Source organism: Acinetobacter sp. ACNIH1 (assembly GCF_002934695.1).
GTDB classification, from domain to species: Bacteria; Pseudomonadota; Gammaproteobacteria; order Pseudomonadales; family Moraxellaceae; genus Acinetobacter; species Acinetobacter variabilis.
The window spans coordinates 2,987,303-3,001,750 of sequence record NZ_CP026420.1 but is presented as its reverse complement, the minus strand read 5'-3'; the positions used below and the strand labels follow the sequence as shown (position 1 = coordinate 3,001,750).

Below are 14,448 nucleotides of genomic sequence, written 5' to 3'. Positions count from 1 at the left end.
TGCATTGTAGATTAGGCGGCCATTTGGCTTTTAGCTTATAATAGCTGCCAAGTTTATTTGGAATTTCATGTGTGAAAATCATATTTGCAGGCACACCAGAATTTGCAGCAACTGCATTGGCTGCGCTTCTCAAAACCGATCATGAAATTGTGGCGGTCTATACTCAGCCGGACCGTAAGGCTGGTCGTGGTCAGAAACTTACCGCTTCTGCTGTAAAACAGCTGGCGCTTGAACATGACATTCCGGTATATCAGCCACTTCATTTTAAGTCTTCAACTGAAGAAGGTCTGGCAGCTCAGGCTGAGCTAAAAGCCTTGAATGCTGATGTGATGGTCGTAGCTGCCTATGGTCTAATTTTGCCGCAAGTGGTTCTGGATACGCCTAAATATGGTTGCCTGAATATTCATGGTTCACTGCTGCCACGCTGGCGTGGTGCTGCGCCGATCCAACGTGCAATTGCAACAGGTGATCACGAAACTGGCGTGACCATCATGAAAATGGCTGCCGGGCTGGATACTGGTGACATGATGTATAAAACCTTATGTCCAATTACTGCAGAAGATACCTCAGCCAGCCTGCATGATAAACTAGCTGCTCAAGGTGCTGAAGCAATTGTAGCGGTACTGGAATCTGAAGAAAAATTACAACAGTATTTAGCTGCCCGGGAAGTGCAGGACGAAGAACTTACCGTCTATGCTCATAAGCTGTCTAAGGCAGAAGCCCGAATTGACTGGAGCTGTACTGCCTCTAATATTGACCGTAATATCCGTGCCTTTAATCCTTGGCCAGTCGCTTTTATTCCTCTGGATGAAAATAACAACCTGCGGGTTTGGGGTTCGATACTTTCAGAAAAAAATGCGCACTGTCATGCCGCTGGTACGATTCTGGCGATTGATAAACAGGGTGTGCATGTAGCCTGTGGTGATGAAAAAGCAGTGTGTCTCACTTCACTGCAATGGCCGGGCGGTAAACCGCTCAATCCGGTACAAATTAACCAGACCCAAAAATTACATGTAGGACAATTATTGGCATGAGTCATTCTGAATCAGGCACATCTCACCTTAACTTGCGTGCCCAAGTGATTCGTACCTTACTTGCTGTACAGCAAGGACAATCTCTGGCTAGCATTTTGCCGCTACATTTAAAGAAAGTGGCTGACCGTGACCGTGCCCTGTTCCATGAACTGGTATTGGGTACTTTGCGTCAATGGTATGCACTTAAAAGTATTACCTTGCCTCTGCTGGTCAAACCTTTAAATAATGACACGGTTGAAACCTGTCTCTATGTCGGCCTATACCAGTTACTGGAAACCCGGATTGCACCGCATGCTGCCATTTCTGAAACCGTGACTGCAGTAAAGCAACTTGGTTATCAGGCTTTAAGTGGCGTAGTCAATGCCATCCTGCGCCGTGTTTCACGTGAAACATCTGAATTTCAGGCAGCATTGGATCAAGCTCATGGCCTGCCAAGCTGGCTCTTTAAACGTCTGAAAAAAGACTGGCCAGAGCAACTTACTGAACTGAGGCATGAGTTAAAGCAGATTGCTCCACTGACCTTGCGCGTAAATGAACGTCAGGTTAGCCGCGAAGACTATCTGGAAATTCTGGAAGAGCACGAAATTCCTGCCCATGCCTGTGCTGTTTCCAAGGCCGGAATTGTCCTGGATGCCAATATACAAGTACCTGACTTACCCGGCTTTGATGTCGGTGGTTTTTCGGTACAGGATGAACATGCCCAGCTTTGCGCTACCTTGTTGCCAGATCTGGATGACAAGTATGTTATTGATGCCTGTGCAGCACCGGGTGGTAAAACGGCGCATATTCTAGAAAAATATCAGCCGCGTAAACTGATCGCTCTTGATCAGGATGCCAAGCGTTTAACGCGTGTCACTGAGAATCTAGAACGTCTGTTATTAGAAGGCGAACACGTTGAAATTAAAGCCGCAGATGCCATTACCTGGCAGGCACCGGAACAGCCGGACTGTATCGTACTGGATGCGCCTTGTTCAGCCATCGGTGTAATGCGTCGCCATCCAGATATCCGTTTACTGCGTCATTCAACAGATATTACCCAGACAGTAGAGCTGCAAAAGCAGATTCTGGAAAATATGTGGCAGCAACTCAAAGTCGGCGGCACCCTGCTCTATATCACTTGTTCAATTCTTAAAGCGGAAAATGAACAGCAAATGGTCGAATTCTTTAGCAAGCATGTAGATGCTAAGGAAATCAAAATTGAAGCCGATTGGGGTATTGAACAGATCCATGGCCGTCAGCTTTTACCTAAAACCGGTCAAGGCGATGGCTTCTTCTATTGCCGGATTGAAAAAACTGCTTAAATAATATTGTTAAAAGAGAGGGTAGCTTCGGCTGCCTTTTTTATTGTTTTGATTTGAAATTCTTATTGTACAAATTTAAAAATCACTAGACTGGTCGCCAACGCCGCCATCCCACTGACCAGACCATAAACGGTTTCATGACCTTTAGAAAAACGTTTTGCAGTCGGTAAGAGTTCATCTAGTGCCAGATAAACCATCACCCCACCGATAATCCCAAACACCATGCCATAAATGGTATGACTCATATACGGCGCCAGAATGAAATAACCCAGCGCAGCGCCCAGAGGTTCAGCAAAGCCTGAAACCAGACTGGCCACAAGTGCATAGTCTTTACGGCCTGTTGCACCATAGACCGGTAATGCAATCGCAACACCTTCAGGCACATTATGAATCGCAATGGCAACCGCCAATGGTGCACCCAGTGCAGGACTTTCCAGCGTCGCAAAAAAAGTCGCCAATCCTTCTGGCAGGTTATGTGCACTAATCGCAAATAACGTCAGTAGTCCTGTTCTTAGTAATTGCGGCTGACTCAGATCCTGTTTCGATTGTGCCTCAATGGTTTCATGCGGATTAGGAACGAATCGATCCAGCAATAAGACCAGTACCACACCCAATAAAAAGGCAAAAGTACCATAAGCAAAACCGGATTTTTCATCAAAAGCCAGGCTAAAAGAACTAATAGATTTATTTAAAATTTCTGTGAGCGAGACATAGATCATTGCTCCCGCAGCAAAGGCCAGTCCGAAGGCTAAAACCCGGTAATTCGGTTTTTTCAAGAACAGCACCAATCCCCCACCCACGAGGGTAGCCAGACCTGCCAAAAATGTCACTGCAAAAGCGGTATAGACTTGTGCATCGGTAACGGGAGCAATTCCCATAAGTCTGCCCATTAAAAAAGTCATTATCACCAAAGATGATAATGACTTTCATTTACAGCAACAATGTGTTTATGTGAAGATTTTTAGTCTTCTGGTTCTTCTGGATTTTTTGCCAGATGCATGACAGCCAGTGCCAGACCACCCCATAATAAAACCATGGAGAAAATCATCATAATCAATGCAGATGTATTCATATTGGTTCTCCTAACTATGACGGTCTTTCACTAGACTGAACAGAATGGCGCCCAGAATAAAGAATGCAATCGTGCCCCCACCAATCGTCCATAGCGTACTTGCGGGATAACCACCATAGCCTTCTGCCATGATTGATTTCAGGGTTAAACCCAATGCCAGCAATAATGATAAAGGCGTGATCACTGTCAGCATGAACTTCCAGCTGGCACCAAGTTTCACGCTGGCAAACTCGTTCACATGTGTTTCCAGCTGTTTCATCAATGGACGACGGAACCAGGACAATAAAATAATCGAGAACAGTCCACCACCCACAATACCAATGTTGTTAGCGAAGTAGTCAATGATATCGACAAAGGTAATGGCACTATGAGTCGAGAACATCAAGGTGGATACAACTGCTGAACCACCCGCAATAATCGTCACTGACTTGTTCTTTGACCAGCCCAGCTTGTCCTGGAATGCCGCAATCGGCACCTGCAGGATACTGACCATGGAGGTAATACCCGCCACTGTTAATGACGCAAAGAATAGGAAGCCGAACAGGTCACCACCTGCACCTAAACTGGAAATGATTTTCGGGAAGGCAATAAAGGCCAGACCGATACCACCAGATACCACATCTTCAACTTTCGCACCTGAACTGAACGCCATAAAACCAAGTGCTGCAAAAACCCCAATACCTGCCAGGATTTCAAACGACGAGTTAGCTAATGCCACCACGACACCTGAACCGGTCAGGTTTGTTTTACGTTTCAGGTAAGAGGCATAAGTCAACATAATCCCGAAGCCCACTGAGAGTGAGAAGAAGATGTGACCAAAAGCAGCCAGCCAGACTTTATAATTGGTCATGGCTTCCCAGTTTGGGGTAAAGAAGGCATTTAAGCCATCGACTGCACCCGGTAAACGTACCGCCTGAATCACCAGAATCGTGAATAAAATTACCAGCAAAGGCATAAAGATTTTATTCGCCAGTTCCACCCCACGGCGTACCCCACCGTAAAGAATCAGCATCACGGCTGCCCAAACGATCACCAGACCAAAGAACAGTACAGGGACGAAACCGAAGGTTAGGCCCTCACCATTTTGCAGGTAGCTATTGAAGAAAAAGGCTTGAGTATCTGTGCCCCATTGCTGCCCAAAGGAATAAATCATATAGCTGCCGGCCCAAGACAGGACGCTGGCATAATAAATCCCGATGATCAGGGTCACCATGACCTGCCACCAACCCAGAGATTCTGCATTCATGAGTTTTTTATAGGCCATCGGTGGTGCGTTGCGGAACTTATGTCCGACTGCATAATCTAAAAATAATAGAGGTAAACCTGCTGCAAAAATCGCAATCAGATAAGGAATCAGGAATGCCCCGCCGCCGTTTTCATAGGCAACGTATGGAAAGCGCCAAATATTCCCCAAACCAACGGCAGAGCCAATGGCTGCAATAATAAATCCTGATCGTGCCGACCAATTCTCTCGAGTATCTGTCATAGAACACCTAAACTTTAAACTTCATTCAATACTGCTTGTTATGGTTATGTCGCGAGCACTGAAGAAGCATTTCAATTATTTCGGGTGTTTGAATTAGAGTTATACCTTTTGGGCATCGAATTCTAATATACAAACAGGTCAGCTAGCCGGACAGCTTGCTTAAAGTCTGAGTAGAAAGCCGACCTTGTAGATGGTTCAACAATACTGACTTTTTCAATTTTTTTCTGTAATTTCTGCTTAAAACATTCTTTTTTTATAATCTATTCTTATCAAATGCTCAATAATTCTACGCTGAGCCCTTGATTTTATTGGTTATATGTATATAAACTTTTTGGAATATATTGTTTTTAAGTTTTACTACAGTTTTCAAGCTATTTTTCGCTCTTAATTTATCAAGTATTAAATAGAGATTGAAAAAGTGTTTTTAAATCTTCTTCGTTCATTTTCTTCTGAATAAAAACAGAGCTGTGTCTTAGTTTATTCAGCTTATCTTTTCTACCTAGCCTGCTACCTTTTTAAGCAATAAAAAGCAAAATTCCACAACCGACCTGCCTTATGCCGATTGTGGAATAGTACTGATTGATTCGGTCAGCTTAACATTTGATGACAAGCATACGTTCTTCCTGCATGTCACGAATCGCAGACTGAATGCCTTCACGGCCCAGACCGGAATCCTTGACACCGCCATAAGGCATATTATCAACACGGAATGACGGAATATCATTGATAATCACACCGCCGACATGCAGATGCTCCCAGGCATACATCATCTTCTGCAGATTCTGGGTATAGATGCCGGCTTGCAGACCAAAGCGACTACTATTAATACAGGCAATCCCTGATTCAAAATCGCTATAAGCTTCAATAATGGCGACCGGACCAAACACTTCATTACGGTAAATTTCCAGTTGATGGTCTACCTTTTCCAACAGGATCGGTTCAAACATCGCACCCTTCACTTCACCACCAGTCAGTACATTAGCACCTTGCGCTACGGCATCTTCCATCCAGCGATGCAAACGTTTAGCTTCAGCTTCCTTGATCATTGGCCCTAACAAAGTTGTTTCCAGATCCGGATCACCGGCTTTCAGATGTTGCAGTTTCTGAACCAGCTTGTCTTTCAGTTCTTCAAAAATATCCTGATGCACCAGAATACGTTGCACACTGATACACACCTGCCCTGCATGACCATAAGCGCCACCAATCAGACGGTCAATCAGCTGTTCACTGAGTTCAGTATCTGGCTCAATCATCACTGCGGCATTGCCACCGAGTTCCAGAGTAACTTTTTTGCGGCCGGCACGGGCTTTCATATCCCAGCCCACGACATCGGAACCGGTAAAGCTTAGCAATTTAAAACGGTCATCTGTAACCAGTACATCTGCAAGATCGCGTGGACACGGCAGAACTGAGAATGCATTCTTCGGTAAATCAGTTTCTGCCAGAATCTCGGCAATTTTTAAGGCTGAAACTGGAGTCAGACTCGCCGGTTTCAACACGAATGGACAACCTGCAGCAATTGCCGGCGCAATTTTATGTGCGGTCAGATTCAATGGAAAGTTAAATGGACTAATCAGGGAAACAGCGCCAATCGGTACCTGTTTCACCATGCCCTGATAACCGGAAGCTGCGGCGGTGACTGCCAGAGGTAAAATACGCCCCTGATCCATTTGGGTGACCGCATCTGCCGCAATCTGGAAAGTATTGATCAGACGTTCTACTTCTGCGCCAGCTGCTTTACGTGGTTTGCCACCTTCGGCAATCAGGATTTCAGTCAGTTCTTCACGGATTTCATTAAACCGCTTCACACAATGCAACAGAATTTTCTGTTTCTGGAAAGGTTCCAATGCTGCCATTTCTGCTTCTGCCTGAGTCGCAGACTGAATTGCCTTTTCTAAAGTTTCAGCATCTGCCAGCGCGACACGTGCATAAAGCTCCTGACTATATTTATGTTTGACCTCCAACCATTCACCCGTTTGTACCGGCTGTCCTGCCACATATAATGGATAGTCTTGATGATGTTGTGCTGCTGTCGATCCCATTATTCTGCCCTTCACATTAGCATATACATTTTAGAAATTACCTATATCATGCACTTACTGATTACGTTTAAGAAGATGTATTTAGGTAACAAAATCGCTCAATTTAAAGAAAGCGTAAGGAAAATTAGAAATGCGTACACAATTATTCACTGCATTATTACTAGGATTAGGACTGAGCAGCATAGGCCATGCCGATGTGATTGGTCTTAAAGCAGATGCCAGCTACTGGAATTTTGACGGTTATAGCCAATCTGCCAATACCAGCAAACAGGACCTGGATCGCCAAGGCACGGCACAACTGTCGGTTGCATTTGAACATCCAGTACCACTACTGCCAAATGCCAAAATCAAATATGTGAGTCTGGACAATAATAGCGAACAAATTACCCCGCTGAATGCGGCTGATATCGAACTCAATAATATCGACTATATTCTGTATTACGAACTGCTAGATACCATTGTGCATGCTGATATCGGTGCTGGTCTGACCAATCTGGATGGTACAGTCAGAAACCTGAATGCAGGTGCCCTGACTCAGTACGATCTAGATGAATACAGTCCATTACTCTATGCTACAGCTGGGGTAAAACTGCCATTTACTGACATGAGTGCTAAAGCTGAAGCGGTTTACAGTCATGGTAGCGATATTAAAAAGACTGATGTTCAGGCTGAACTGCAATATGACTTTATTGATAACCTGCTGGTCGATGTAGGGGCTAAAGTCGGCTATCGCATCATGAATATTGATGCCGAACAAAATAATGCGCCAGATTTGGAACTGGAATTTAAAGGTCCTTATATCGGCTTAGATATACACTTCTAAGGAATATAATGACTTATGAAAATTGGTCTTCACCCTGTAAGCCCAGACGTATAAAGATAGATGTCATCGACGTCTATGCCAACTTTCAGGTTCAGACTATTCTACAAACATACAGAGCAGGAAGCTCAAATACCTAAGAACAAGAAGAATAAAGTAGTGCACCAGGACGTGAGGTACGACAGGAGTTATACCTAGACACGAGATACGAAAAAAGCCCCAACAGGATGTTGGGGCTTTTTTTATCTATAAATTGTCCCGTCCTGAAATAAGTTTACACCTTAAGAGACTTATTTTATGGAACATGCACAAGAACAACGAGTTAAACGCACACAACGTGATTATAGCTTCGCCTTTAAAATGATGGTTGTACATGAAGTAGAAAAAGGGCAAATTACTTATAAACAAGCTCAGGCAAAATATGGTATTCAAGGAAGATCAACTGTGCTGGTATGGTTACGCAAGCACGGACAACAGGACTGGACTTCGAATATGCCGACTTCTTCTAAACGCCAATTAACCCCCCAACAACGAATCCGCCAATTAGAAAAGCAGTTAGCCGCAGAAAAGCTTAAAACTGAATTTATTCAGGATGTGATTTATCACATTGATAAAGAATGTGGGACTGATCTTGGAAAAAAGTATACCGAGCACGTTTCAAAGATTGGCAAAGCCAAAGAAGACTAAGCGTTTCACGTTATTGTCAGTGGTTGGGAATCACCCGACAAGCTTATTATCAAGCAGAAAAACGTGCTCAAATGGCTGCACAAGCAACTGAACAAATACTTGAGTTGGTTATGGAATATCGTTGTCTCATGCCAAGTATCGGAACACGTAAGCTGTATTGGCTTATTAAAGGCAAATTGTTGCAGCGTGGTTTAAAGTGTGGACGGGATCAGTTATTTAAAATATTGAAAGAGCATAATTTATTGATTCGCCCCAAGCGTCGCTATACAAAAACTACGGATAGCAAGCATTGGATGAAGAAGCATCCAAATTTATTAAAGGATTATTCAGCAGTGCAAGCCAACGAAGTCTTTGTTAGTGATATTACTTATGTTGAGAGTGCTGAAGGCGTACATTATTTATCCTTAGTGACAGATGCTTATACCCGTCAGATTAAAGGTTATAAGTTATCGAATGATATGCGTGCGGAGAATGTTGTGCAGGCTCTACATATGGCGATGCAGCATGTGACGGATCGAGCGACAAGGATGATTCATCATTCAGACAGAGGCTCTCAGTATTGCTCTGAACTATATCAATCGGCATTACGCCATTATGGGGTATGTCCTTCTATGACAGATGGAGGAGACTGTTACCAGAATGCATTAGCAGAGCGGATTAATGGAATATTAAAGCAGGAGTTTTTAATTACACGATGTCAAACCATGAAAGAGTTAGATCACTTAATTGCGGAATCTATCATGATTTATAATTGCTATAGACCACATTTAAGTTTAAATATGAACACCCCGAATCAGACGTATGAGCAAACTAAAACCGAGCTAATTGCTTAACTCGGTTTGAAGTGGAATACTGTCAATCTATTTCAGGACAAGACAAATTCTTAGCATTGTTTAACAGTTCCGAGCTAAAAATCCAACATTGTAAGAATCGCTTTGTTGTTAATCTGAAAATCCTCACATTTTTTGGGAACAGCAATCATGGTAAAAAAGGTCCTCTTTATTACTTCAAACCAAGGCGTTGAACATGATGAACTGGTCGAGCCTCTAAATTTTCTAAAATCCAAAGGATTTGAAGTGATTCATGCGGCAGAAAAAAATGAAGAGGTGGCGACTGTAAAAGGCGATACTAAAGCTGCTACCTCATATACGCCTGATACCAGTTTTGATCATGTCACACTGGATGATTATGATCTCTTGGTTGTTCCTGGTGGCACTGTGAATGCAGATACTTTAAGAATTAATGAATCTGCCCAGAAAATCGTGCAGCATTTTGCTGATCAGCAAAAACCAATTGCCGCAATCTGTCATGCGCCATGGGTTCTGATTGATGCACAGCGAATTAAGGATAAAAACCTGACTTCGTACAAGAGCCTCAAACTGGATCTGGAAAATGCCGGTGGTAAATGGGTCGATGAACAAGTTCACCGTTGCAATACTGGCGACTGGGTACTGATTACTTCACGTAATCCGGATGACATTCCTGCTTTCAATGACGCCATCTTAAAAGAGCTGGAAGGCGATGCTGCCTAAGTTCACACTATAAAAAGCCTCCATCTGGAGGCTTTTTTATTTTCTTGATCTTATTTTATTTAAATGCCGCCTTTCAGGCTTTTTAGATAAGCCACTACATCTTTATTACCGGCCATTTCTGCCAGTTCTAAAGCGGTATAGGTACTGCGATGATCGACATCTGCGCCTTTGCTAACCAAGAGTTTAACTACTTCCAGATGATCGTTTTCAGCCGCGGCTTGCAAAGCGCTATAGCCTTCTTCATCGGCAGAATTGACGTCCAGACCTTCTTGTATGCCGTTCTCAACCTGTTCAACATCACCGATCGAGGCCCAGTATACCAGTTCAGGAAGATGCAGTTCGTCGTCATTTTCAGGGATTGGGGAGATAGAATTGAATTCCATAGTCATTTCCTAATGGTAATTTAGTTGAGTTAGCTTTTTACACAGTTCACTTTCTAAATTTTTTAACCCTTCCCCATTCTTTAAATAGATTAGAGATCTATGATGAATCATATCAGATGGAATATCACTTACACTTTGAGCAATTGGAATAACTAGTTTACCTAAAGTATGTGCAATTCCTGTTTCATACATGACATTTGGATTTTTACCACTGAAATCGACAATTACTACTCGAGCCCTAAATATTAAATCAAATATATCCTGAATGATCGTACTGTTATCCCAAATATCATCCGCTCTTAAACATCTAAAATTGGATCCTTTAGCAGCCTCTTTAATAGAAGAATAGACACCATCAAAACCTGAAAAAGGCATCATTACAGCTATTAAATCATTTTCTAAATCTACACTGGGTACATTAAATACTGAAGGAGAAAATGTAATTTTATTTGTAGCTACTTGATGCGATACATATAGAGTATTTTCATCATGGTATTTGTGATCTAGATAGTCTTTAATTGTTTGTAAGTAATGAGGGTTTTTTAAACTAATTGCCCTTAAAACATCAATAATATTAGCACCATAATCATCATCCCCAAAACTCAAACTTCTTAGCAGCCTAGGATGATTATGGACTATTTGATCCGCATTAACTAAAAGAGCAATTTCACTCCAATCACTAGCATTGAATTCTTTTTCTATTACTCTTTTTAATTCCAAGATAAGTTTATTAGTCTCTATCTGAGTATCATTCGAAGTTAAATTTGAATTAAACATAAATAGTATTTTTTGATTAAATTTTAGACATAATACTATAGATGTGAACAAAAAAAGCCTCCTTTTAGAGGCTTCTTATTTCAGACTTAAGTTTTAAGCTTTTGCAGGAACGGTATCTGCTGAACCAATCTTTTCAGATTCATCATCATGCATGATCAGAGCAACCGCAATCGCTGTAATCAGTACCGGTAAACCGACTGCCATAAAGTTAAAGTGTGCAGGCAGATTCATACCCAGTAAGCCACCGATCAGGATCGGGCCAACAATCGCGCCCATACGACCAATTGCAGATGACCAGCCAATACCTGTTGAACGAACTGCCAACGGGTAGAACTGTGCAACATAGCTGTATAGCAACATTTGCGAACCGATTGATGCTGCACCAGCCAGGAACACCAGGATGTAAAGCAGGAACTGGTTAGATGCAAAGCCCATCGAGCTCATCACAATCGCACCCATCATACCGAGGAACATCAATACCGGTTTCAAGTGGAAACGGTCAGCCAAAATACCACCACCGACAATACCAACTACTGCACCCACGTTCATCGCCATCATGAACATCAGGCTGTTATCCATTGAGTAACCTGCTGCCATCATCAGCTTCGGTAACCAGCTGCTTAGTGCATACATGGTTAGTAGGCAAGTAAAGAAAGCAACCCAGAACAATAACGTATTTACTGCACGACCACGACGGAACAGGCTCACCACGTTTGCTGCTTCAGGTACATTTTCCTGTGGCAGTTTAAATGTAGTAGTTTCTGTAACACTTAGATTTGGAGCCAAACGACGTACAATTTGACGTGCTTTTTCCTGTTTGTTGTCTTTGACGATAAAAGCTAAAGATTTCGGCAGGAATTTCCAGATCACAGGCAATAAAAATAATGGAATACCTGCGATAAAGAACATGATTTGCCAACCAAAACTTGGGGTAAACCATGAACCCAATAAGGCAGCCATCACACCACCTACCGCATAACCACTAAACATGGTGGTCACTAAGGTACTACGCATTTTTTGTGGTGCATATTCAGAGGTCAGTGCCACCAGGTTTGGCATTACACCACCAATACCCAGACCGGCAAGGAAGCGTAAAATACCGAACTCAGTCGGATTTGAAGCAAAACCGCCGGCAAAGGTCAGGCCACTGAATAAGACGATACAGATCATGATGACTTTTTTACGGCCAATTTTATCTGCCAGAGAACCAAAGATCATCGCGCCAAACATCATGCCGGCAAGCGCAGTACTGGCAAGCATTCCCGCTTGAACGGCACTTAGGCCCCAGTCCTGCATTAATAAAGGTAAAACAACACCATTGATTGCTAAATCGTAGCCGTCAAACAAGATAATGAGTAAACACCAAGCAACTACATTGAAGTGAAAAGGCGTAAATTTCGCATTATCGACTACAGAATTTATATCTACTGTTTCCGTTGTCATCGTTCTCATCTCCCATGAGTACTTGTCCATAAAATCCTTTTGAATATCCGGGGGAATATTCAAGTTTTAGCAATATACGCAAGTGAGATTTAGCACACAATAAGACCAAATGATGGAGCAATTTCGGCCATAAAATAGAGGCTATTTGTGTGACTTATCACATTTTTATAAAGCTAAATAATTGAATATTTAGACATTTATCATTCTCATTAAAATGCCTATATAAATAGTCTATAGACCAATGATTTTTTGATTTATTCGATTTTTTATGAATGATTTCTATACTTTAAACAAAAAATCCCTTTCTTATGAAAGGGATCTTTTGACTCAATTTAGATTTATAGCAAGTTGATTGGCAAAAAGTGACTAGGTTTTAATAGAATTCAGCTTCTGTTTCGCCAGTAAGGTCTCAGCATTCCGTTCTGCATTCAGATCTTTACGTACAATCATAGCCACTGAAATCGCACCAATAATGGCTGGAATCGCAACTGCCAGGAAGTTCATTTTATGTGGCAGCTCCATACCCAACAAGAATCCAATAATAATTGGACCAACGATTGCCCCTACCCGACCGACTGCGGACGCACAACCAATACCAGTAGAGCGGATTGCCAATGGATAGTACTGAGCCACGAAACTATAGAGCAGAATACTGCTACCAATTGCCGAAGCACCTGCAGCAGCGACTAACAGATAGATCACAGCCTGTGGAGAGTTAAAGCCTAATCCAACTAATGAAACTGCACCCAACAGGAACATGCCAATAATGACCGGTTTCAGATGGAAACGATCCGCCAGAATACCACCACCAATGGTTCCAACCACTGCACCAATATTCATCGCCATCAGGAACATTAAACTGTTACCCAGAGAATAACCCGCTGCCATCATCAGTTTTGGTAACCAGCTACCCAATGCGTAGACCATAAGCAGACACATAAAGAAGCAGCACCAGAATAATAAGGTACTCATGCTACGACCCTGCTTAAATAAAGCAGCAATGGAAGCATCCGGCGCATGCACTTCATTCAGTACAAACTGGGTACTTGCAGTGACATTTTGCTCAGGACTGATCTGCTGAACAATTTCGCTGGCCTTTGCATTTTGCTGTTTTTTTACCAGGAAAGTTAGAGATTCCGGTAAATATAAATACAGGATAGGCAGCATCAATAATGGAATACCTGCGATATAGAACATGATTTCCCACCCAAAACTTGGGGTAAACCAGGCACCTAATAACGCCGCCATAATCCCGCCAACTGCATAACCACTAAACATGGTAGTGACTAAGGTACTGCGCATTTTTTGTGGCGCATATTCAGAAGTTAATGCGACCAGATTCGGTAAAACACCACCAATACCTAAGCCGGCAATAAAACGCAGGATGCCAAATTCAGTCGGACCAGAGGCAAAACCGCCCCAGAACGTAAATCCACTGAATAAGGTCACACAAATCAGGATGACATTTTTTCGTCCAATTTTATCTGCCAGCATACCGAAGAGCATGGCACCAAACATCATGCCTGCCAGAGCGGTACTTGCAAGCATTCCGGCCTGAACTGCCGTCATACTCCATTCTTGCATCAGTAGGGGTAAAGCAACACCGTTGATTGCCAGATCATAACCGTCAAAAATAACGACAAATACGCACCAAAGTACGATCTTTAAATGAAAAGGTTTAAACTTTGCTTCATCCACTACAGCATTCACATTCACTGTTGTTGCTGTCATTTTTCCTCACCTCCAATTGTGAGCTTTTTTATTCTATGAAAAAATGAACGTTCATTCACTTTTGTATATAAAATGGATGATTCTTTAAACCTTGTCTACTGCAAAACTTACCAAGTTAGATTTTTTTAATAAAATTTAGG

Annotated in this window: 13 protein-coding genes; 5 read left to right on the top strand and 8 right to left on the bottom strand. The window is 42.5% G+C overall.

Annotated elements, in window-relative coordinates; genetic code table 11:
• The first annotated feature begins 71 nt into the window (after positions 1-71).
• Both fmt and rsmB read left to right on the top strand, forming a co-directional pair.
• The gene (fmt, locus tag C3F22_RS14645; RefSeq protein WP_104426821.1) at positions 72-1,034 is read left to right on the top strand and encodes a methionyl-tRNA formyltransferase; all 963 of its coding nucleotides are present in this window, start codon (positions 72-74) and stop codon (positions 1,032-1,034) included.
• The gene (gene rsmB / locus C3F22_RS14640) at positions 1,031-2,335 is read left to right on the top strand and encodes a 16S rRNA (cytosine(967)-C(5))-methyltransferase RsmB (protein WP_104426820.1); all 1,305 of its coding nucleotides are present in this window, start codon (positions 1,031-1,033) and stop codon (positions 2,333-2,335) included. Before fmt ends, rsmB begins: the two co-directional genes overlap by 4 nt.
• Positions 2,336-2,397: 62 nt before the next feature.
• On the opposite strand, the gene zupT is transcribed toward rsmB, so the two are convergent.
• The 4 genes from zupT to C3F22_RS14620 all read right to left on the bottom strand — a co-directional run bounded on the left by zupT (position 2,398) and on the right by C3F22_RS14620 (position 6,935).
• Entirely contained in the window at positions 2,398-3,213 is an 816-nt protein-coding gene (gene zupT, locus C3F22_RS14635; RefSeq protein WP_104426819.1) for a zinc transporter ZupT, read from the bottom strand.
• 83 nt (positions 3,214-3,296) lie between these two features.
• Positions 3,297-3,407 (bottom strand): methionine/alanine import family NSS transporter small subunit, encoded by a 111-nt coding sequence (locus tag C3F22_RS14630; RefSeq protein ID WP_004780392.1) that lies wholly within the window; start codon positions 3,405-3,407, stop codon positions 3,297-3,299.
• 10 nt (positions 3,408-3,417) lie between these two features.
• On the bottom strand, positions 3,418-4,893 hold the full coding sequence (locus C3F22_RS14625) for a sodium-dependent transporter (RefSeq protein WP_104426818.1): 1,476 nt from the start codon (positions 4,891-4,893) through the stop codon (positions 3,418-3,420).
• A 593-nt stretch (positions 4,894-5,486) separates the two neighbouring features.
• The gene (locus C3F22_RS14620) at positions 5,487-6,935 is read right to left on the bottom strand and encodes an aldehyde dehydrogenase family protein (protein WP_104426817.1); all 1,449 of its coding nucleotides are present in this window, start codon (positions 6,933-6,935) and stop codon (positions 5,487-5,489) included.
• 130 nt (positions 6,936-7,065) lie between these two features.
• Between C3F22_RS14620 and C3F22_RS14615 the strand changes: the two genes are divergently transcribed.
• From C3F22_RS14615 to C3F22_RS14605, 3 genes are all read left to right on the top strand, one after another.
• A complete protein-coding gene (locus tag C3F22_RS14615; RefSeq protein ID WP_104426816.1) occupies positions 7,066-7,758 on the top strand; it encodes a TIGR04219 family outer membrane beta-barrel protein in 693 nt (230 codons plus the stop codon).
• A 294-nt stretch (positions 7,759-8,052) separates the two neighbouring features.
• Positions 8,053-9,275, top strand: a protein-coding gene (locus C3F22_RS14610; protein ID WP_104426777.1) for an IS3 family transposase whose coding sequence is annotated in 2 segments (ribosomal slippage) — positions 8,053-8,389 and positions 8,389-9,275 — 1,224 coding nt in all. Because the reading frame shifts where the segments join, the coding sequence is not laid out codon by codon here.
• Positions 9,276-9,422: 147 nt separating this feature from the next.
• Entirely contained in the window at positions 9,423-9,974 is a 552-nt protein-coding gene (locus C3F22_RS14605) for a type 1 glutamine amidotransferase domain-containing protein (RefSeq protein WP_004780385.1), read from the top strand.
• A gap of 59 nt (positions 9,975-10,033) precedes the next feature.
• Here C3F22_RS14605 and C3F22_RS14600 read toward each other — a convergent pair whose 3' ends face one another.
• From C3F22_RS14600 to C3F22_RS14585, 4 genes are all read right to left on the bottom strand, one after another.
• Positions 10,034-10,357 (bottom strand): ankyrin repeat domain-containing protein, encoded by a 324-nt coding sequence (locus C3F22_RS14600; protein ID WP_104426815.1) that lies wholly within the window; start codon positions 10,355-10,357, stop codon positions 10,034-10,036.
• Between the two features lie 9 nt (positions 10,358-10,366).
• Positions 10,367-11,185, bottom strand: a complete 819-nt coding sequence (locus C3F22_RS14595) for a hypothetical protein (RefSeq protein ID WP_228203553.1) — start codon at positions 11,183-11,185, stop codon at positions 10,367-10,369.
• 42 nt (positions 11,186-11,227) lie between these two features.
• Positions 11,228-12,577 carry an aromatic acid/H+ symport family MFS transporter gene (locus C3F22_RS14590; protein WP_104426814.1) on the bottom strand — a complete coding sequence of 450 codons (1,350 nt, stop codon included), beginning with the start codon at positions 12,575-12,577 and terminating at the stop codon, positions 11,228-11,230.
• A gap of 366 nt (positions 12,578-12,943) precedes the next feature.
• The gene (locus tag C3F22_RS14585) at positions 12,944-14,308 is read right to left on the bottom strand and encodes an MFS transporter (RefSeq protein WP_104426813.1); all 1,365 of its coding nucleotides are present in this window, start codon (positions 14,306-14,308) and stop codon (positions 12,944-12,946) included.
• Positions 14,309-14,448: the final 140 nt, after the last annotated feature.

Coding starts and splice junctions, on each gene's coding strand:
- C3F22_RS14630 (WP_004780392.1), bottom strand. CDS start 3,407: ATGAATACATCTGCATTGATTATGATGATTTTCTCCATGGTTTTATTA.
- C3F22_RS14600 (WP_104426815.1), bottom strand. CDS start 10,357: ATGGAATTCAATTCTATCTCCCCAATCCCTGAAAATGACGACGAACTG.
- C3F22_RS14605 (WP_004780385.1), top strand. CDS start 9,423: ATGGTAAAAAAGGTCCTCTTTATTACTTCAAACCAAGGCGTTGAACAT.
- C3F22_RS14590 (WP_104426814.1), bottom strand. CDS start 12,577: ATGACAACGGAAACAGTAGATATAAATTCTGTAGTCGATAATGCGAAA.
- zupT (WP_104426819.1), bottom strand. CDS start 3,213: ATGGGAATTGCTCCCGTTACCGATGCACAAGTCTATACCGCTTTTGCA.
- C3F22_RS14620 (WP_104426817.1), bottom strand. CDS start 6,935: ATGGGATCGACAGCAGCACAACATCATCAAGACTATCCATTATATGTG.
- C3F22_RS14585 (WP_104426813.1), bottom strand. CDS start 14,308: ATGACAGCAACAACAGTGAATGTGAATGCTGTAGTGGATGAAGCAAAG.
- rsmB (WP_104426820.1), top strand. CDS start 1,031: ATGAGTCATTCTGAATCAGGCACATCTCACCTTAACTTGCGTGCCCAA.
- C3F22_RS14615 (WP_104426816.1), top strand. CDS start 7,066: ATGCGTACACAATTATTCACTGCATTATTACTAGGATTAGGACTGAGC.
- C3F22_RS14625 (WP_104426818.1), bottom strand. CDS start 4,893: ATGACAGATACTCGAGAGAATTGGTCGGCACGATCAGGATTTATTATT.